Annotated in this window: 15 protein-coding genes and 1 pseudogene; 7 read left to right on the top strand and 9 right to left on the bottom strand. The window is 41.6% G+C overall.

What is annotated here, in order from left to right; all coding sequences use genetic code 11:
- Positions 1–42 precede the first annotated feature (42 nt).
- The 3 genes from ACYVIL_RS12825 to ACYVIL_RS12815 all read right to left on the bottom strand — a co-directional run bounded on the left by ACYVIL_RS12825 (position 43) and on the right by ACYVIL_RS12815 (position 1,978).
- On the bottom strand, positions 43–510 hold the full coding sequence (locus ACYVIL_RS12825) for a hypothetical protein (protein ID WP_303475064.1): 468 nt from the start codon (positions 508–510) through the stop codon (positions 43–45).
- Between the two features lie 40 nt (positions 511–550).
- Positions 551–802 carry a YdcH family protein gene (locus ACYVIL_RS12820; RefSeq protein ID WP_303475065.1) on the bottom strand — a complete coding sequence of 84 codons (252 nt, stop codon included), beginning with the start codon at positions 800–802 and terminating at the stop codon, positions 551–553.
- 741 nt (positions 803–1,543) lie between these two features.
- Positions 1,544–1,978, bottom strand: a complete 435-nt coding sequence (locus tag ACYVIL_RS12815) for a hypothetical protein (protein ID WP_460312689.1) — start codon at positions 1,976–1,978, stop codon at positions 1,544–1,546.
- A gap of 212 nt (positions 1,979–2,190) precedes the next feature.
- On the opposite strand from ACYVIL_RS12815, the gene ACYVIL_RS12810 reads away from it, so the two are divergent.
- On the top strand, positions 2,191–2,850 hold the full coding sequence (locus ACYVIL_RS12810; RefSeq protein WP_460312688.1) for a DUF6090 family protein: 660 nt from the start codon (positions 2,191–2,193) through the stop codon (positions 2,848–2,850).
- Between the two features lie 288 nt (positions 2,851–3,138).
- Here the strand turns inward: ACYVIL_RS12810 and ACYVIL_RS12805 are convergent, their stop codons facing one another.
- Positions 3,139–4,092 (bottom strand): transposase, encoded by a 954-nt coding sequence (locus ACYVIL_RS12805; RefSeq protein ID WP_460312687.1) that lies wholly within the window; start codon positions 4,090–4,092, stop codon positions 3,139–3,141.
- A gap of 236 nt (positions 4,093–4,328) precedes the next feature.
- Between ACYVIL_RS12805 and ACYVIL_RS12800 the strand changes: the two genes are divergently transcribed.
- The 3 genes from ACYVIL_RS12800 to ACYVIL_RS12790 all read left to right on the top strand — a co-directional run bounded on the left by ACYVIL_RS12800 (position 4,329) and on the right by ACYVIL_RS12790 (position 10,515).
- Positions 4,329–5,417, top strand: coding sequence for a hypothetical protein (locus ACYVIL_RS12800; RefSeq protein ID WP_460312686.1), 1,089 nt, complete (start codon positions 4,329–4,331; stop codon positions 5,415–5,417).
- A gap of 27 nt (positions 5,418–5,444) precedes the next feature.
- On the top strand, positions 5,445–7,229 hold the full coding sequence (locus ACYVIL_RS12795) for a hypothetical protein (protein ID WP_460312685.1): 1,785 nt from the start codon (positions 5,445–5,447) through the stop codon (positions 7,227–7,229).
- A gap of 1,018 nt (positions 7,230–8,247) precedes the next feature.
- Positions 8,248–10,515, top strand: a complete 2,268-nt coding sequence (locus tag ACYVIL_RS12790) for a hypothetical protein (RefSeq protein ID WP_460312684.1) — start codon at positions 8,248–8,250, stop codon at positions 10,513–10,515.
- Positions 10,516–10,576: 61 nt separating this feature from the next.
- On the opposite strand, the gene ACYVIL_RS12785 is transcribed toward ACYVIL_RS12790, so the two are convergent.
- The 4 genes and pseudogenes from ACYVIL_RS12785 to ACYVIL_RS12770 all read right to left on the bottom strand — a co-directional run bounded on the left by ACYVIL_RS12785 (position 10,577) and on the right by ACYVIL_RS12770 (position 15,406).
- Positions 10,577–12,670 (bottom strand): tetratricopeptide repeat protein, encoded by a 2,094-nt coding sequence (locus tag ACYVIL_RS12785; protein ID WP_460312683.1) that lies wholly within the window; start codon positions 12,668–12,670, stop codon positions 10,577–10,579.
- Positions 12,671–13,274: 604 nt separating this feature from the next.
- Positions 13,275–14,243 (bottom strand): annotated as a pseudogene (locus ACYVIL_RS12780) (transposase).
- A 78-nt stretch (positions 14,244–14,321) separates the two neighbouring features.
- A complete protein-coding gene (locus ACYVIL_RS12775; RefSeq protein ID WP_460312682.1) occupies positions 14,322–15,179 on the bottom strand; it encodes a hypothetical protein in 858 nt (285 codons plus the stop codon).
- The gene (locus tag ACYVIL_RS12770; RefSeq protein ID WP_460312681.1) at positions 15,179–15,406 is read right to left on the bottom strand and encodes a hypothetical protein; all 228 of its coding nucleotides are present in this window, start codon (positions 15,404–15,406) and stop codon (positions 15,179–15,181) included. Before ACYVIL_RS12770 ends, ACYVIL_RS12775 begins: the two co-directional genes overlap by 1 nt.
- A 27-nt stretch (positions 15,407–15,433) precedes the next feature.
- Between ACYVIL_RS12770 and ACYVIL_RS12765 the strand changes: the two genes are divergently transcribed.
- Genes ACYVIL_RS12765 through ACYVIL_RS12755 form a run of 3 tightly spaced genes read left to right on the top strand, consistent with a single transcriptional unit; the run spans position 15,434 to position 17,320 of the window.
- Positions 15,434–15,589, top strand: a complete 156-nt coding sequence (locus ACYVIL_RS12765) for a 7-cyano-7-deazaguanine synthase (RefSeq protein WP_460312680.1) — start codon at positions 15,434–15,436, stop codon at positions 15,587–15,589.
- Between the two features lie 2 nt (positions 15,590–15,591).
- A complete protein-coding gene (locus tag ACYVIL_RS12760; protein WP_460312679.1) occupies positions 15,592–16,053 on the top strand; it encodes a TIR domain-containing protein in 462 nt (153 codons plus the stop codon).
- Between the two features lie 13 nt (positions 16,054–16,066).
- The gene (locus tag ACYVIL_RS12755) at positions 16,067–17,320 is read left to right on the top strand and encodes a tetratricopeptide repeat-containing protein (RefSeq protein WP_460312678.1); all 1,254 of its coding nucleotides are present in this window, start codon (positions 16,067–16,069) and stop codon (positions 17,318–17,320) included.
- 305 nt (positions 17,321–17,625) lie between these two features.
- Here ACYVIL_RS12755 and ACYVIL_RS12750 read toward each other — a convergent pair whose 3' ends face one another.
- Entirely contained in the window at positions 17,626–19,206 is a 1,581-nt protein-coding gene (locus ACYVIL_RS12750) for an AAA family ATPase (RefSeq protein WP_460312677.1), read from the bottom strand.
- Positions 19,207–19,232 lie beyond the last annotated feature (26 nt).

The raw sequence follows: 19,232 nt of genomic DNA, 5'->3' as shown, positions 1-19,232 counted from the left end.
AGCATTTAGCTGTAGTTCATAACCACTCACTTTCTAACTGCTTCAGCGATTTACACTATGACAATTAGTGCATGCGCCAGACACTTTACCAGCCAAATAATAACTCGGTTTTTCTAAAGAGGCGGCAATGCGTGCATTATCAACTTTACTGACAAAGTCACGCATATAATCTTGCAGAAAAGGGTGACTGGCACCCGCATCTCCAGCACGCAGTCCAGAAGCAATCTTTTCAATATTGTGTAAAGTAGTTAATACTTGCTGCTGTTGATTAGCAAACCCCACACTTTGCGGCTCATGTTGCTGGCTTAACGCAAACTCTAAAACACGCATTTGTTGTGCGAGGCGATCCATATCTGAACGCAATTTCGACGGTTCAACGTATTTAAAATCTGGCGGGTAAGTAACTTTTCTGAGATTAGTGGCCATCTGACTGGTGCATCCCTGGATGAACATAACGCCAAAAAGCAGAAGGGAAACAGAGAAAACCATTAAACCTTTGTGCATTTTCATTTTATACCCGCCTTGTCATTGTCAAAAAGCTTGCTAAAAATTAGAGCGCTTTCTCAGTCTCAGTTATTTGCGCAAACAATTGATCTTTAAGTACTACTCGTTGTTTTTTTAACGACTCTAAATAATCATCTGAAACAGCTTCATTTTGCTCTTCGATGTGATGAATTTCCTTATTAACATCATGATACTGATCAAATTGTTTAACAAAGTGTCTATCATTCATTTTAAGATGACGGATAGTGTGTTTATGCTCTGGAAGATCATGACTAAGCGTATGTTTTTCTACTTGCATGCTGCAATTTACCTCATATTTATGGTTTAAATTTGACAATTTCAGTGTACGCCTTAGGCAGCCTTATATATTGATCTAGGTCATGTTTAACGGGATAAACTACTGAGTTAATAGCACGTTTAAATTCTTTCAAAACTTTTAAGAGGCTCCCTGCTTTTGAAAGTAAAATTTGAATCTACTTAGTGTCGTCGACTTTCCTAATATTACTGATTCCTACTGAATTTGATCGCAATAATGCAGAAACAGAAAGGTTTTTGACAAAAAACAGGTCTACTCTATCAAGAGTAAAAATGGTCAGAATGATAAGTCACTTACATCTGGCGAATTGGCACAAAGTATTACGTTTGGAGTAAGCAAAAATTGTGAACAACACTGAAATTCAAATTGGCTTACCATGTGTTTACGAGCAATTGTGTTTTTGGTCTGGAGTGGGCATTGCTTTTTTGTTTGTAGCCATAATTGTTGCAATCGTTGTCTCTGTTTGGCGGGATAAAATAAAACAGAGAAAAAAGCGCGAAGAGTGACTAAAGCAACGAAAGCGCAAGTTTGATTAACACAGTTTTCGTGTCACTATTACTCAGGTAATTAGGGCTGCAATCTATCGGCTGCAATCAAGGCTGCAATCAAGGCTGTCATCATGGCTTTTCAGATTCCTGTCACCTTGATATGACACGTCTCTACCTTCTTCAGATACCAGGTCAGTCGTTGATTAAAGACACACAATGTAATTGGCGATATTAGTTAACCATTGATGTAAGAATTACCAAACTCTTGTTTAATCGTATCTAAATAATCCTTCAGTGAATGCTTCTTATAATAGTGGTTCAGCATTGCTGATGGCTTAGCTTTATTATCGCAAAACTCACACTGCACTTTCACCTCGGGTACGTCGTCTATTGCCTTTTGCAGTCCACTTTCAATACGATGATGCTGTACCTGCAGCTTTTCGGTTGTTTCTGTTATGGTGTAAATATCGGTAACAGGATCCTTTGACATGTATCCGTAATCAACAAGTGCTCTTCGTAAGTGATCTACCGCATACATCGGCTCAGACAAATATCGACGACTAATTGAACCGACAATTATTTTGTCCAGCTCATGTCTAGTGTATGAGGTTTTATCCAACAACGAGAGAATAAATTCTGATATACGGTTTTTTTTACTTTTTAATTGCACTGACTTACACCTTCATCACAATCAACTTTAAACTTAAAAGTCATATTGGCACTGTAAATACTATACCAAAACGGAGGTAATTTTAGCCTTTCTATAACCCATTAATCTGTTTTCAAGATCATTTTTAAAAGGTGGGTGTCTTCTTTATTATTGTATTCTTTATTGCAAAACTACTGTGCTAAGCTTGGCAAACACATCAGGAGGGATTCGATTTGTTATTACGAAGAATTTCACAACACGTCAAAGAACAGAATTGGTTTGCTGTTGCCATCGATTTTTTCATAGTCGTGGCCGGCATCTTGATTGCCTTTCAAATCACCAGTTGGAATGAAGAACGCAAAGACAACAAACGTGAGCAACAAATCATAGAACGGTTACACTCCGACTTTACGATGCTTGAGAAAAATACCGACGAGTATATTGAATTTCTTGAGGTTAACGCACCGATAATAGAAAAGTTCCAGCAACAAATTGTCAATTATCCCAAAGGTACGGATTTGGAGCTGATGCAAAGTTTCTTTGAAACGGCATTCAACTTGCCCCCTCCTGAAGGCCATTCAGATACATACCAGCAGCTTATAACCAACGGTGATATGAGCGTTTTAAACAACGAATCTTTACGCGCTGAACTTGTGAACCATGCTTCTTTAACAAACTTATACTTGCACGCAAGCCAAGCTAGTCGTGAGTGGTCAAGGCCATATGTGACACCGCTTGTACGGCTAGGTTCTTTACTTCAAGTTTTACCGATGGATGAGGCTGTATCATCGTCAGGGTCCAGAGCGGATTTAATTATCGCCATTAACCTTTATAAAGATATTTTTGAAAGCCAACTACTATTACTGAAAGATCATAAAAGCAAGCTTTGCTAAAGTTAACGGCATGCTCATCAAGGAAAAAAGCTAAGTTATACTTTAAACATGGACAGGCATCTTTTTAGAGTTTAAACATGGACAGGCACTATTAAGGTATTCGTGATATCGACTTATTTTTTTTAGTGTGGCTTAACAAAACGTTTTAACGCGTTCGAATTTTAGGTAAATAGATACGGCAATCATCGATTTCTGGTGACTGAGTATCATTGAGGTGAATTTAGCGCGAGGCTAGGCCTGCCTCTTGTGCAAAAAGATGCCTGAAATGAAAAGTGATTAAGGAGGGCGTTAACCCAATGAACTCGTTTGCCGACGCTTTCGTTTGTAGTGTTTTAAAGTGTCTGTTTGTCCGGCTGCCACACTAAAATGTGTTTCAAAGGTTAAAAACATATCTTGCCAGCTGTGCTCGTCGAATCCTAAACGCTGCAATATGGGCGATTCACTCATATCTATTGCCCCTCGTTTGTCAGGATTGATATTGCGCCCTGATAGGTCCACTAATTTTAGATAGTCGACTAAGTCGAATGTTAATCCATACGGTTGTGGCTGTTGTGGGTTACCAACAAAAGGCATGAGGGGCGTTGGCTGATACCCTTTTTTAAAATCATGAATGCGACGTTTTATGCTTGTATGGTGAGATGATTCTGGGGTGGTGGCCATTTTAGCCCGTATGGGGTTTAAATCTACATACACCATACATGCAGCTAATGCATATTCATCCAACAGGGCTTGTGACTTGAATCGCCCTTCCCAAAAATGCCCCGTACAGTTATCTTCTAGGTTTGCTTTTCGGGCGATGGGCTCATTCAATTCTCGCATAAACCAGCTGATATCAATTAATCGACTTCGATAAACCGATAAGGTTGAATTAAGTGTGATGCGTTCAGCCTCACTAAGCTCAGTAGCTTGCTCAGATGTGAATTTTTGTGAAAGCAGCGTGCCCTTGTGAAGCATATGCCAGCGCTGAGCAACCTCTTTATCCGTCCAATGTTTTGCTTTGTCAGAGTTCACATGCAATACCACATGAGTATGATTACTCATCACCGCATACGCACACACGTCAATGGCAAAGACAGTGGTCAAAAATAACAATCTGTCTTCTACCCACTGGCGACGATGCTCATAGCTTTTTCCGGTCAGTTTATCTTCGCCACACAAAAAAGCCCGTCGAACACAGCGGGATACGCAATGATAATAAGGGGTGTCTGTAAGACTGATTTGGCGCTTCCTTGCCAATGGCATAATTCATTCCTTGAGTTAAGAATACTTAAGCATAGTTGATGTGGGTTTCCCTAGGGTCTAGTTTGTGGCTGTCCATGTTAATAGTCATACAATTTATGGCTGTCCATGTTAATACATGTTAATAGGTACTTTTTGTTGAGGTACGCTATTTACTGTAGTACATTTATTGTTCTATTTGGCACGTCCTAGATTACTCACAATAATGAGATGCAGTACTGACCTTAAGGAGAAGAGCAGTGAAACGAGTATCATTTTATACTAGTTTTATTTCAGTAAGCATCGCGATATTTTTATCTCAAATAGCCTTCGTCTCCCACAGTAAGCAGAAAGACATGGCATACGATTGTCAGCATAGTGATACTGCCCAAAACGGTTACGCTGTTCACAAACGCATTATGGTTTCCACCCATCCGGCGTTTCGCCCTTTGTGTTTACCAATCTATAAAGACACCTTGATAATAGAGGGTGAAGACACAGATGCGTATCTTAACTTAGTAGGCTACCATCAAAACAAAATTTACTTCGAGCGGGATACAGTAAGTGCAAGTAACGCACAGCCAAACCGCGAGTATGATAATTACCGCAAACGCTCAGATGGGCGAAAAAGACGCTATATAAATGTCACGATACCAAATAATGATGTTTTTTCGAGAATGGTTGTTTATGTATTACCCTGGGCGCTTTTCAACGATGAGTATTATTTGCATTATTTTTGCGGTAATAATTGCAAACCAGGAAAAAAACGCCTGCCCTCGCGATGGGGTGGAAACGGTGCCAATCAATTTGAGCAAAAAAGAACCTTTCAAACGTTCATGAACGAGGCGTTTCCTGCTATCGAAAACGCTTCGCTGCCTGTTGATAGTACGTACGCGTATATCATTTCTAATGGAAACAGTAGCTATAACTTTGCCACCGGCAAGCTTGAAATATCACTGAGCTTTTATGCTGGCGGTGTGTACAAGCCAAAAGATAAAACCCAACTATTAAAGCATACCGCAATATACGAAAACCCCGCGCTTTACGATAAAAATAACACCTCTTCAGAAACCGGGATAATCAAAATATTGGATCGTGCAACGAGCATTTACGCGATAGAGGTCGATGAGGTACTTGCGGAAAAAATATACATAAACAACGGTGTACGCTGCCTCGCTAAGATAAAAACTCTCGATTGGATATTTGCAGACAGCATTGATCCCACATTGAGGGGTAAAACGTTTATGCCTATTTGGGAGTCGGCAAGTGATCAGATCGACTGTTACTCGAATAATCAATTTAATGAACTTTACTTTTCCTTCAACTGGCGAACAGGAAAGCGTATCTAGCGCACAGTAAACTCTAAGGAATAGACCATGACCCCAATACAACTTCGTAGTATTTTACTAATACTTATCGTCACGATTTACGCAATACCTCACAATGCCCTTAGTAACACCATGAGCGACATGACAAGTTCTGCAAAATCGGCTAACCAATCAGTAAACCTACCGGACAGTTCGGTATTTGCGAAAGGTATCCGTGGCTTTTGGGTAACCAGAATTCAGGCGGATGAAAACTCACAACAAAACATCATCATTAATTTTAATTCCCTTAAAATTCCGCCAACCCCCAATAACCCACCTTTTTTAAGATCCGCTAAATTCGGTACTGTTAGCGCAGTGGTAAATGGAAAGACATGTACCTTTGAGGTAGTAACCGCATTAGAAGACAAAATTCAGATGTCATTTTCGGTATCTCTTTCTCCTTTCTATCGCGTTAATAAAAAAGGGAAAATACGCAATGAGAAACAACTGGAAAGGTGCCGTGCATTAGGGTTAAACACTATTGATTTTTATGCCATAAAGCCAAAACTATTGGGAGGCAGCATTCACTTTGAGAATGGAAATAGTGTAAACGCGTTATTTAAGCCACAAGGTGGCGCAAGATTAAAGTTGAATGGCCAAACAATTATTGCAGAGAATGCGAAGCGATTCGACGTGACACCACCTGCCCCAGCAACAAAAAAATCTAAACAGCATGAAGTAGCTAAAGGTGCGCCAACCCAAACGTTGGAACCACCACACAATGCTCCGCCAGCTAAGCCGTTAGGCAATGCTGGTAAGCAATGGGCCACCGCGGATCACGCTTTTACTCTCAAAAACCTCAACTACAAAACATTTCATTTGCCGGTATATGAGGGTATCCCAGCACTGGTCAGCAACGGACTTCTTTCCACGGGGACAAAAGCAGCGCCATCTTATCAACCCAATTATACTCCATCTAATGTACCTGACTGGCAAGGACGTTTTCGAGCCCTTAGAGATTTTCTAGACATTGCTTCATTTATTGACAAAAACGAACTGGTGAAGTGGTATAAAACCACCCCAAAAGGTGAAAATGGCGGTGCCCCCTCCTATGATGTCGCTCTAGCCAAGCGCCGCGCAGACTGGATGCTAGAAAGGGTAAAAAAAGCGTTTTTAAGTTCTGCAGAGGTTGCACATATACACAAGTACTTCTGCCCCGATATAAATATGAAAAGCGTAGATTTTTCACTTAGCCGTTGTAGCGTATTTAATGGCAATCCGTTTGAGCAAAGACGATTACTGAGGACCTTTTTAGACGAAGCAATACCTGAACTTATGCAGTACGCCGAACCATTGAAACATATCACCCGTGTTGCTGTGCTTAACTGGTCGCTCATGTCTGAATATAGCTTCGACGACAAAGGCTTTCTAGTTCAGCTATTCACTGATTATGGTTTCTATCCCTATGGTGAAATCGTAACCACATCGCCCAGTGATTACAGCCGTAAATTCAAAGAGAAATATGCTGTGTTTGAAACTATGTACATCGGACCCAAAATGGGATTATCAGGAAGAGGGTCCCATGGTGCCTATGTGCCTATGGATGAAGACGAAGCAGAAACGCTTATAAACAAAGCCCAAATTAACAATAAACGCTATGCGTCCTTTATGACTATTGAACTCATTCCAGAAGACCACGAAGCCTACAAACAGCGAATTCTGACTGAAAAAAAACTGACAGCTAGAGAATATCAATATGAATTGGTTTCAAGTCATGTAGTGCTGTTCCTTGCGACGCAAGAAGGCATGTTGCCACTTCATACATTCCCGGCAGATGTGAAACCGATAAAATAAGCTCTGCGCCCTTCTTTAAAGTCGGCTGATTGCTTGGGTTAAGCTACTGAAATTTGGCATCATATTGGTTTTGTGAAACATCTTTGCCATCAAATATAGGTGTAACTTGGCCATGAGTGCAATTGGTACAGGGAAATATAGAGTGATATATCGGCATCCAACCTTGAAATAGTAAATTTTTTAGTAAGTACGTGGAAACAACTCTTTGTCACAAGTTCTTATTCACTGTCGGCTTTTTCGAAATTGTTTTACAAGTACTGCAGCGAACCATCCAAAAAAGAATAAAGCGGGCGCACCTCACCCCTTGTAAAATTAATGCCTTTTTGTCTCAAATTAATGTATTCAGCCATGCCTACTATGGAAATGTTTATTCATATGGCTACTTAAACCAAAACGTAACTCCAGCCTAAAAGCATTTCTTAAAAGCAATGACCGAAAATCTGGGTAAAGTTGACAAGCAGAATATGTCGAATCTCAACTAAGCAAACTTCAACATAGTTAGTTTTCTGAGGGTCTAGTTTGTGGCTGTCCATGTTACGTTCATGTGGCTGTCTACGTTGATCAGATGTAATATCCTTGAGGAGCGAGATATGTACTTTGGCTTCAGTATCGATCAGATTAGCGCCCTTTCAGATACACTAGAAAATCTTAAATACGTATATCTAAAAAGTAAGACACGCTGGTATCGAATAAGGAGTAGCCATCGGTTTGGTAGCTAAACTGCTTACCACTGCGAATCTGTGATATCCATCAATTCCTGATGGCGGTAGCCTAAACTTCAAGCCCGGTAAAACCAATACGTTTACATATTGGATACGCTAAATACTGCAATCTCTCATGGCCCACACATCTCCTTTCACCGTGAACTCGGTATAAATACTCGGCGATATTTAACGCCAGTTAACGCTACTTAAAAACCGACGAGCGTAAATTTCATTGATCAGCGCTGCGCTAACTTATATTTTTCATGGGGATAGATTCGCACTGTGTTCACTGAAATATTTAGGGAGAAAAAATCGTGAAAGCTACGTTTAATCAATTTTTGCGCATCTGCGTTGGTGCCTCAGTCGCATTAACACTGACAGCTTGTAGTGATAGTGATGACAGTGGTGAATTAATAGAGGGCGTATTTCTAGACAGTGCAGTAGAGGGCTTACAATACACCACGGGAACAACTTCGGGGATCACTGACGACGAAGGTACATTTTTATACAGTGAAGGTGATACAATTACCTTTTCGATAGGCAATATTCAACTTGGCACGGTGACTGGCGATGCCATTGTTTCTCCCTATTCATTTGCAACCACAAACTCTACGGATATCGCCATTAATATTGCGCGATTTTTACAAACTTTGGATCTCGACGGAGATCCCTCAAATGGTATAGAGATTAGTGAAAACGTGCGCCTAGAAGCTGAGAATTATACCATTAGCTTTGATATTGCTAGCGCAGCCTTTGCCGAAAATAGTGAAGTCACGGCTGCCCTCGCACAACTCGCCAGCCACTTAGAATATAACTACGAACGCATGGTATCCATAGACAATGCCGTTGCGCACTTAGACACCACTCTCACTAGTATTGATGATGAAGCCAATAGCGACGACACGGACACCGGCGATGATACTAGCAGTGACGACAACACGGACACCGGCGATGATTCTGGCAGTGACGACGACACGGACACTGGCGATGATTCTGGCAGTGACGACGACACAGACACTGGCGATGACACTGGCAGTGAAGACGACACTGACACTGGCGATGATTCTGGCAGTGACGATGACACGGACACTGGCGATGATTCTGGCAGTGACGACGACACAGACACTGGCAGTGACGACGACACTGACACCGGTGGTGGCTCTGACAGTGATACAGGTTCTTCGACCAGCCTCAGTGTTACCAGTAATGACGGCGCATTGAGCGATTTTTGGGACTACTTAGAGGTTCGCGACATCGCCGTAGGCTACGTGGAGTTTACCGGCGTTGAAACGTCTATTCTCTTAGTGGGTGGCGAAGATATTGACTCTGTTGAAACCTTGAGCAATTTAACCGCGTCACCCAATAATGGGTTTGCTTTAGTAGCTGCCTTTGCCGATGGCACCAACATCACGGGAGCAAGCATTATTTCGGTGGTTGACGGGGTTGAATATAACTTTGAATGCACCGTAAATTGCGAAATTACTATTGATATCGAGGCGCAGTTGATCACCTTCGCTAACTCAGAATTTATCTGGGAAGACGGCAACGATTCGATTTTAGTTAGCGGCTCAGCCGAATGGTTAAGCAGTGATGAATACGTAGATACCTCAGATTGGGTGGGCTCTGAGGCGCCAACTGAGTCAACGTTTTGCGCCACTAACCTAGCGACCAGCACAGCAGCGCAATTAGATGGCGGCTTGTCTTATACCACCGATGACGGAAACTGTGTTGGCCTGTTAAGCGTTGATAATAGTAAATTTACCAAACCGCTAACCGCGACCATAGTGACAACCGGTGACGGTGCCGGCGATGGCAGCTTGAGTATTGATAGCAATGTAAAAGTGTATGCTCGCACAGTAGACAAGGGCGTTGCTTACGTCGGCGAGAACGATGAAGCCTATTTTGAGACTATCATAGAAGGGGCTTTTGCTATCTCCAATACCAGTGATTACGAGCTCTGCTTGGAAGATACCGACAATTGGCAGATGATGAAAGCAGACGGTACCGAGTTAACGAAATCGGTAACGGTTGCCTACTCATTTAATGACACCGAATACAGCTATGATTTTACTAGCTTTAATCGCGTCAACTTTCCTGGTTTAGATTGTTTACCACCTGGCGGCTCTACCATGATCCATTTAACACTTTCCCAATACGCAGTTACAGCCAGTGAGGACCTTAGCTTTCCCGAGGTCACTGGAATCACGCTTGCCTTAGAAGCTGAATACAACATAGTGGCCGACAATACCACCTACACCACACTGACCCCGGATTATATGGAGTGGTTGTACGTGAACGGTTCGCCGGGGATCCGTTTCGCCTTTACTAACAACACCGGCGTGCAACTCGTGCAAGACGACACACACCCAGTGTGGTATTACGATGATGATGGCTACCCAATATTAAGAAGTTATGTGTACTTACACACCCAACTTGGCGTAGAGGATTATGAACTCATCGAAAGTGATTATATTATTAACGACGGTGATCAAGTGCTGTTATTAGATGACTCGGCCGAAATAGCCATTCTTGCTCTGGGCGGAGGCACCGCGGTCAGGGCTGTACTGTACCCCGATTTATAAGCTATTCACTTTAACGAGTAAAAACACTCAAGGGTATTGATGCTAACGCACAATACCCTTTTTACTGTTTTAACGGATAGCGGTCATACACCGGACAAGTAGAAGTCAGTGCGTCCCAAATCTCCTGCGCCGCTCGTGTCTGACCAAACTGCTGTGCCAACCAAGCTAAATACGTTTTCGACTTAACGTTAAGCCTCTCGCCATGGGCTAACAATTGGCTGACGATAGACTCAAAATGGGGAAACACATGTTGCGTAACGCCTAACTGCTTTAGGCGTGCTTTATAATAAGCTTTAGCAACTTGCTGACTCACTGACGCATTGCCTAACAGCTCGTCCTTATCAATCAATAATAAGGCCTGCTGATATGCGTTAATGGCATTATCAACTTGCTGCAACTGCCAGTAAACGTCACCAACATCGCCCCAAACCTGATGAATATTCACAGCCTTTCGTTTACTAATGGCCCTTAGTTTGTAGTCTAATGCGGTGTGAAAATTGTGCTGATAGTAAAACACGGTGCCGAGGTTTTCATAGCCCAATGCACTGTGCTCAAAATGAGTAATGAGTTCGCCGTAAGTGGCTTTTGCCCCAGCCAGATCGTCTAAGCACAACTGTATAATTCCCAGATTAGAAAGGATCACCTCTTGCTTCACAAACTGATTGGCAGCCTTAAAATTTTTTAAGGCCATTTCAATATTGCCCTTGGCAAAATAGTAATTGCCAAGGGTATTGTATGCATGCCAGTTGTCAGAAGACAGAGCCAGCGCTCGGTTGATAAAGCGTGGAATATTCTCATCCGATACAGCGCTACTCTCGTTGCCACTCCATATCTGCAAGGTCAATTCTGCTAAAAGACTCAAGGCATCGGCGTTATGAGGCGCGGATACCAGGGCTGCTTGCACCATGGCCAGTGCATTGGCCTTTTCGCCCAAACGCGATAGTAGCTCGGCCTTGGCAAGAATGACCGAAATATGAGGGGCTGCGAGCGCGCCGGCCTTCGCACAATCGCTAGCCGCCCGCTCTAATAATGTGGCTTCTTCTCCCTGCCAACTCATATTCGCTTTGATTCGACAAGACTCTGCATAGGCTAAGCCGTAATTAGGGTCGAGCTCTCGAGCCTGTTCAATACTCGCTAAGGCGCGCTGGTAATGGGACATATTGTAGCTAGTGTAGCTGCGATCTACACCTTCAACATAGGCCCGAAAGGCAGCGGGTTGAGCAATAGATTGCGGCGCTAACGCCTTACCGACAAGCACTCGATTTAAGCGTTTAAAAAGCGTACGAACAATATTTTCTGTGCGAGCGCGCTGCGCCTCGGGATGAAAAACCTCTTGTAACGCCACCAAACTATGCCGCGCTGAGGCCAAGGTAACTGTGATCCCCCAGTAGTGTTTTGCGCGAGTATGTTGCAAGCGTATCACCACGTGTGCATCCCACATTTCAATAGCGGCTTTGTTGCTCATCGACGTGGCATCGTTATCGTCAATAAGCACAGCATTAATGGTCGGCTTGTCGTGAGTGTACTCAACAAACTTTGCGCCAAGGCCACGCAGCTCAAGATCGGCAATCACTATGACACGAGTAGGGCCAATAGCGGGAACCAAGCTGGCGAAATGCGTACTGTTCGTACTGTCACCCCTATCTTGTGGTATTAGCCCAACTATCAGGCTTACAATAATCGCCGTACTGACAAATGCAAACGCCAACCAAGGTAATGCGCGCCTTATTCTTGACCTAGCCTCAGTACGTTTAACCTGGTCGCCATCGTCACTTTCGGCCTTTTCAGCGCCGGTGTCTTGTTCAGCGCTTTGTCCTTTTGCCAAGGTAAATACTGACGGATCATCAGAAGCTAGTATGAGAGTGTAAACCTTTACGCCTAAGGCTTTTGCTACCCGCGTGAGGTTGTGAAAAGATACAGGTTGCTCGCGAAACACCTTGTTGATCAAATCTTTGGGCGGGCTCGACAAATTCTCGAGCTCAGCCAAGTATTTGGCTAACTGAATTTGCGTACTAAAGCCTTTATCCGCCATGGCGGCTTCTAATTTTTGTCGCGACGCTTTTACGCCGCGTACTCTTCGTCGATTTTCCATATCACTTGAGCTCACACCCGCATTGCATACCGCAAAGTCACCATGTAACCAATTTCGTAACAAGGCCCCCAATAACTCTCACAGTTAAATTCGACCCCATAAAAACCGCTACTATGCTGCCGTACTTTGCATATATTGCCGAGAAGAGATTACTTTTCAATCAATTTTTGGGGAAATGACGATAAAAATGACTCGTTTGTGCAACGATAGGCATCGACTGATCACGACTTACCACCTTGTTATCGATAAGCCTCTCATGCCAGTTCAATGAAAAGTAAGCCCCGTGAACATTGCGCTTAAAGCAGTACAGTTGAGCAATAAATTAACCAATTCTAACGCCAGCGGTGCGCTAGCCTGCGGTGCCATTGGTGAATAAATTTATAAAGACACTCTTCATAATTTAATCAATACGTTTTACATCATGTATTTTAAGATGGTAAACGGATCATATCAATATGGACAGGCATCTTTTTAGGTTGTGGTGATAACAACTTAATATTTTTTAGTGAGTACCAACAAAAAACTATAATCGGCTCTTATTTTAGATAAATGCATGCAGCGATTCGGTATCTGCGTTGGGTAAGTGCTTTTGAGGTGAATTTAGTACGAGGCTAGGCCTGCCTCTTGTGAAAAAAATGCCTGAAATGAAAAGTGATTCAGAAGGGCGTTAACCCAATGTACTCGTTTGCCGACGCTTTCGTTTGTAGTGCTTTAAAGTGTCTGCTTGTCCTGCAGCCACACTAAAATGTGTTTCAAAGGTTAAAAACATATCTTGCCAGGTGTGTTCGTCGAATCCTAAGCGTTGCAATATGGGCGATTCATACATATCAATTGCACCTCGTTTGTCAGGATTGATAAAGCGCCCTGATAGGTCCACCAATTGTAGATAGTCGACTAAATCGAACGTTAGTCCTGCCGGTTGTGGCTGCTTTGGATTGCCAACAAAAGGCATTAACGTAGAGGGCTGATACCCTTTTTTAAAATCATGAATGCGGCGCTTTATGCTGGTGTGATGAGATGATTCTGGGGTGGTTGCCATTTTAGCGCGTATTGGATTTAAATCTACATACACCATACATGCAGCTAAAGCATGCTCATCCAACAGGGCTTGTGACTTGAATCGCCCTTCCCAAAAATGTCCCGTACAATTATCTTCTTGGTTTGCTTGTCGGGCAATAGGCTCATTCAATTCTCGCATAAACCAGCTGATATCAATTAATCGACTTCGATAAACCGACAAGGTTGAATTAAGTGTGATGCGTTCAGCGTCACTGAGCTCTGCCTCAATCAGTTCAGCAGTTTGCTTAGATGTGAACTTCTGTGAAAGTAGAGTTCCCTTGTGAAGCATATGCCAGCGCTGAGCAACCTCTTTATCCGTCCAATGTTTTGCTTTGTCAGAATTAACATGCAGTACCACATGGGTGTGATTACTCATCACCGCATAAGCACACACCTCAATGGCAAATACGGTAGTTAAAAACAACAACCTGTCTTACACCCACTGGCGACGATGCTCATAGCTTTTTCCAGTCAGTTTATCTTCGCCACACAAAAAGGCCCGTCGAACACAGCGGGATACACAATGATAATAAGGGGTGTCTGAAAGACTGATTTGGCGCTTCCTAGGTAATGGCATAATTCATTCCTTGAATTAAGAATACTTTAAGCATAGTTGATGTGGGTTTCCCTAGGGTCCAGTTTGTGGCTGTCCATGTTAAATTTTTGAAACGAGATGGATTTTTGCTCTGGTTGCATCCGTTCCAAATATGTGACCTGGACCGTTAACTTCCGTGTTAACAGTCGAACGTTTGGCTTTAACATCCTTTTCATATTTGTGCTTATCAATACGCTGTTTAAGCACCTCGACTTCAATATAAGTCATTTTATAGTGCTGGCGCAGTTGGTTTATTGTTGGAATATCCTCATCAGCAATATCGCGGTAGACCGTTTGGTACAGTGCTTGTAGTTTTTCATGCGTTTGCGCGAATGTCTTTCGTTGTGCTAAATAATACCGCTTTATTACTTTGTCAAAGTATTCTCGGGTTTGAGTTTTCACTACAGCAATAGGTTTCTCATCACCGGTACCTTCCCTTGCCCTCCATACTCGAGGTTTATTGCAATTTCTCGTCTTGCCACTTGCCCCGCTGTTACAGTATTGACCGATTAGCGCATTTGGCACGAGACCTTTTCGCCAATATAAACGACAGTTCTGCCATAGAAATTTCGCTTGCTTATTAAATTTAGACTTAGCGTCTTTAAACAACTCTTTCCGGCGAGATGAAATGTAAAATTCAGGATCTTCAACAATATTCTGAATTACACTAAATCTATGATCGCGTATAGCTTTATCACTATCAGAAGCAAACTCTGCCGCAGCGACGTGCTCAAGGAATGGATCTTCAGCACGGATTAAATCAGCATCAAATGCCATTTCTTCCAAGCAATTCCGTTTATGTATTTCGGGCATTGCTCCTTGGTCATCCATATTAAATAAGACAACATGGTCGATAGGTAAAGCCAGTACTCGATACAACGTGTCACCCATCTTAAAAACATCATTCATCTGGAACATTAGCTAACTCGTCCCTGCATAACTTTGCTTTTGTTGAATGATATGTCGCGACCTTTGAGTCGAGTGAAGTAGACCATTAAGTCAAAAGTAAGATAGTGCTTCGCAAACAGCTGAAGTAAGAGCATCAAGCCATTACCTTCCTGTAACCTAGCCCGTTTTGTATTAAGCTCTAAGTACTCGGCAATATCGGCGAGCCGATCATTTGGGTATCGCGTGAAGAGTTCCATAAACTCTGCTGCAAACGCACGCAATAAATGATCAGGTTTTTGGTACCATTGTGGTTGATGAAGCCTGATGTTATCGAGTTAGCAAAATTAAAGGGAATAACTAAAACATATTCATGCCATACAGGTAATTTAGAACCATGCGGTAAGTGTATTGCATGTAAAGAATTTGAGATGGAGGTATAGAGATGGGAGGCAGTTCATCAGGATCTTGGAGTAGGCTTGGCAATGTAAGAGCACTTGAAGAGAAAGCAAAGTTAGCGCTTCAGCCTAAAAAGAAAAATGTATTCATTAGCTTTTCTTCCAAAGATATGAACGAAGTAAACTTACTTCGAGGCCAAACAAAAAATGAAAATAGTGATATAGAATTTAACGATCACTCAGTGAGATCTGCATACAATAGTGAAGTAGCCGAGTACATAAAACGGAAAATCACAGAACGCATAAACAGAACTTCAACAACAGTTGTTTACTTGACTGAAAACATTTCTAAGAGCCAATGGGTTAAATGGGAAGTTGAAAAAAGTCATGCTCTCGGAAAGAAAGTAATTGCAGTCCATAAAGGCGATAATTTTAACGGGAATATCCCTAGCTGGCTTAACGCGTCAAAAATAGTCTCCTGGTCAAATTTATCAAACGCTCTAGATTGAGGAAAACAAATATATGGATCAAAAAGTTTGCTTTGTTGTAATGGGATTTGGTGAAAAGACAGACTATGAGTTAGGTAAGACTTTTGACTTAGATGCAACTTTTGAAGCTATAATTAAGCCCGCCGTAGAAGAGGCTGGGTTAAAGTGCGTTCGTGCTGATGAAATAGTACATTCAGGTATTATTGATACAGAAATGTATATGATGCTTTATCAAGCTGACTTAGTTATAGCAGACATCACCACTGGAAATGTAAATGCTGTATATGAGTTGGGAGTGAGGCATGCATTAAAGCCAAGTTCAACAATAATAATGAAAGAACAAGATGGAAGATTTTCATTTGACCTAGACCATACTAGTACATTCCAGTATGAACATTTGGGTAAAGATATTGGCTCAAGAGAGGCTAAACGGGCTTGTAGCGCATTAAAAGGTTTAATTTTGGCTGCCATTGATGAGCAACAAAAAGTTGATAGTCCTGTATATACATACCTTCCAGCTCTTAAGTATCCCATGCTATCTGAACAACAGTTCCAAGAAAAAGTCGAAGAATTGGAAAAAGAGGGTGATCATCTACATATGTTGTTGGAATCAGGAAAAACAGCATTGAATAATAGCGACTTCAGCTCAGCAATTGCCTTTTATAAGGCCGCAGCTGAAATGGCACAACATGAACCAAGTGTACTCCAAAAGTTAGTGTTAGCTACCTACAAGTCAGAATCTCCAACCAAAGAAGCCGCTTTAGCGAATGCATTGGACATAGCTAAACAGCTGGCTCCTTATCAATCCAATGATCCTGAAACATGTGGGTTAACGGGAGCGATTCATAAAAGGTTATGGCAAATCCATCGTAATGCTGATGATTTAAAGTTAGCAATAAAGCAATACGGCAGAGGGTTCGAAATCAGGCGAGACTATTATAATGGAGAAAATTATGCCGCATGTTTAGATATGCTAGCTGATCACAGCAATGATTCAAATGAAATCATATACAACAGGATGAGAGCATATAAAGTCAGATTGACTATTATAGAATCGTTGGAAAAAATAGTCGCCGACGATGAAGAGCTCGCGGAAAGAAGTGATAGAAAGTGGATATTAGCGAGTTTATCCAACTGTTTGTTAGCTGTAGGCAATAATAAAGAAGCTAACGCTTATGAAAAGCGCTTTTTAGCAGAAGAACTCGCTCATTGGGAACAAGAAACCTTTATTGAAGGAAAAGCTAATGCTCAAGAAGCATTTGCAAAGTTTCAGGGGTTGAGAAACTAATTTAATAATATCAGTATTTTACTTACATAGCATAACTAAAATAAAGTTGAAATAGTGGAAGCTCAATCAGAACTTCCACTTTCCAACTTTATTCAGTTGTTTCCATCTTTATTTAGACATTTCCAACTTTATTCAGAATCTACAGGTGTGGGAGAGTAATAAAGTATCATACTGCGATATAATGCAGATATTACTTTTTGGCAGACAAAATCAAAACCGAAAAAATAAAGTTTCATACTGAAACTTAAATAAGCTCCATGTCGGAGCTTATTTAAAGTAATAAAGTTTCATACTGACCAAGTGAATTAGTTCTGACTTCTATCGGTGCATATAGTCAACTCATACACTTTGCGGAAATCTTCCTCGAAGCTTTGCTTTCCCTCAGGGATTGACTCTATAAGGTACTTAAATGCGTTGCGGCCTTGCCTTCCCCAAGCCCCGCTATCCAATTGCTGATTATACCATTCTTTAGCTTTAACACGGCACCCTAGAATATCATTTAGCCTATACTCTCTAAAGCAGACTTGCTTAGAATAGCCTACTACTTTTTCTTCCCAAAAAGGACTTTTGTCGGATAAATCTGACAAAAAGTTGGCCAAAATTCCTTCAGGATTGAGTTCACTTGGCAAACAAATATAATTTTTTAACCTTGCATTTTTAATTTTATCTCTAGCATCCCCGTCTAAAATCACTATGGAGTTGGGGAAAGAGAAACTGGTGACTTTCTTTTGGCCTAACTGAATAAGGTTCCCACAACCCAAGCTTATTTCTGGGAATTGAAGGTTTTTAAACTTGTTCCCAAGTAGCGCTTTTGCGAAGTGAATACATTCCTTATCTTCAGTGTAAACAGGAATTTTAGGTACTTTAGCAGCCTTTCCTATTGTAACATTGAGATTATGTGTAATTTGCTCAAAGCTTGGGCTTTCTTCCGCACATACTTCACCGTCAACCTTTTTAAGGTAAACAGTATTAAATTGCTCATTTCGGCCCTTTCCACTTTTTAGTTCAGAAATCCGCTCAAGCATGTGTAAGGAATGGGTTGTAGCTATGATTTGAATATCATGCTTTTTACAAACCGAACTCAAGACTTCCATAAGCTTGACTTGAGATGCTGGATACAAGGTTGCATCGATTTCATCGATTGCAAGAATTCCACCCTTATAATCATCTGGATATTTACTCTTTAACCTTTGGAAAGAAATAATTGCGAGTAGAATTCTCCCTAGGTTATCTTGTCCCGCAGAGTTAGAATTCCAGTCATAATGGTCCGTAGTAACTCCTATGGTGTTTTTATTACTACTTTCCAAGTAATCTACGGATTCGAGGTTATCATTGCTCAACAGGATCTTATTGTAATTATCTGAAAACCAATCTGTTTCTTTCTGAGATAGCTGGATATCTTTTTCCTGTACTCTGCCTGCTTCCGCTATAGGTATCAAACGCTTTAAGCTTAAAAATATAACAGGTAATTGAACATATCCACTACCAGCATCTCGCTTTCCTTTTTGCCAAAAACGAATGCTTTCCTTGCCTTGATGTTTTCTGACTATACTCTCAATTGCAAACCCTCCATGTTCATCAGTATCAGGATGCATGTTTTTATCCCTAAGATAAAGAGTCCAATTATGCTCTCCTGGTAAATCAAGGGTTGGCGATAGCCTGAATTTATCCTGAAATGCTGAGCGAAAAGAGCCTCCCGTTAAAGGCTTTTCATTTGAGAATGGGTGCCCAGCAGAGGGAATGGTAAATGTTTGTGTGAGAATACCTAATAAAGTGCTTTTTTGAGTTCCGTTTTGGCCCGCAATTAATGTTATATAATCTCCAAGGGAGAATTCAACGTCTTTGAAGCCTCTAAATAAGCTTATGCTCACTTTATTAATAATCATAATTTATTCTTATACTTCCAATGTGA

This window comes from Aliiglaciecola aliphaticivorans (assembly GCF_054782055.1).
The sequence above is the reverse complement of the archived record's forward strand: the minus strand, read 5'-3'. Positions and strand labels throughout refer to the sequence as shown.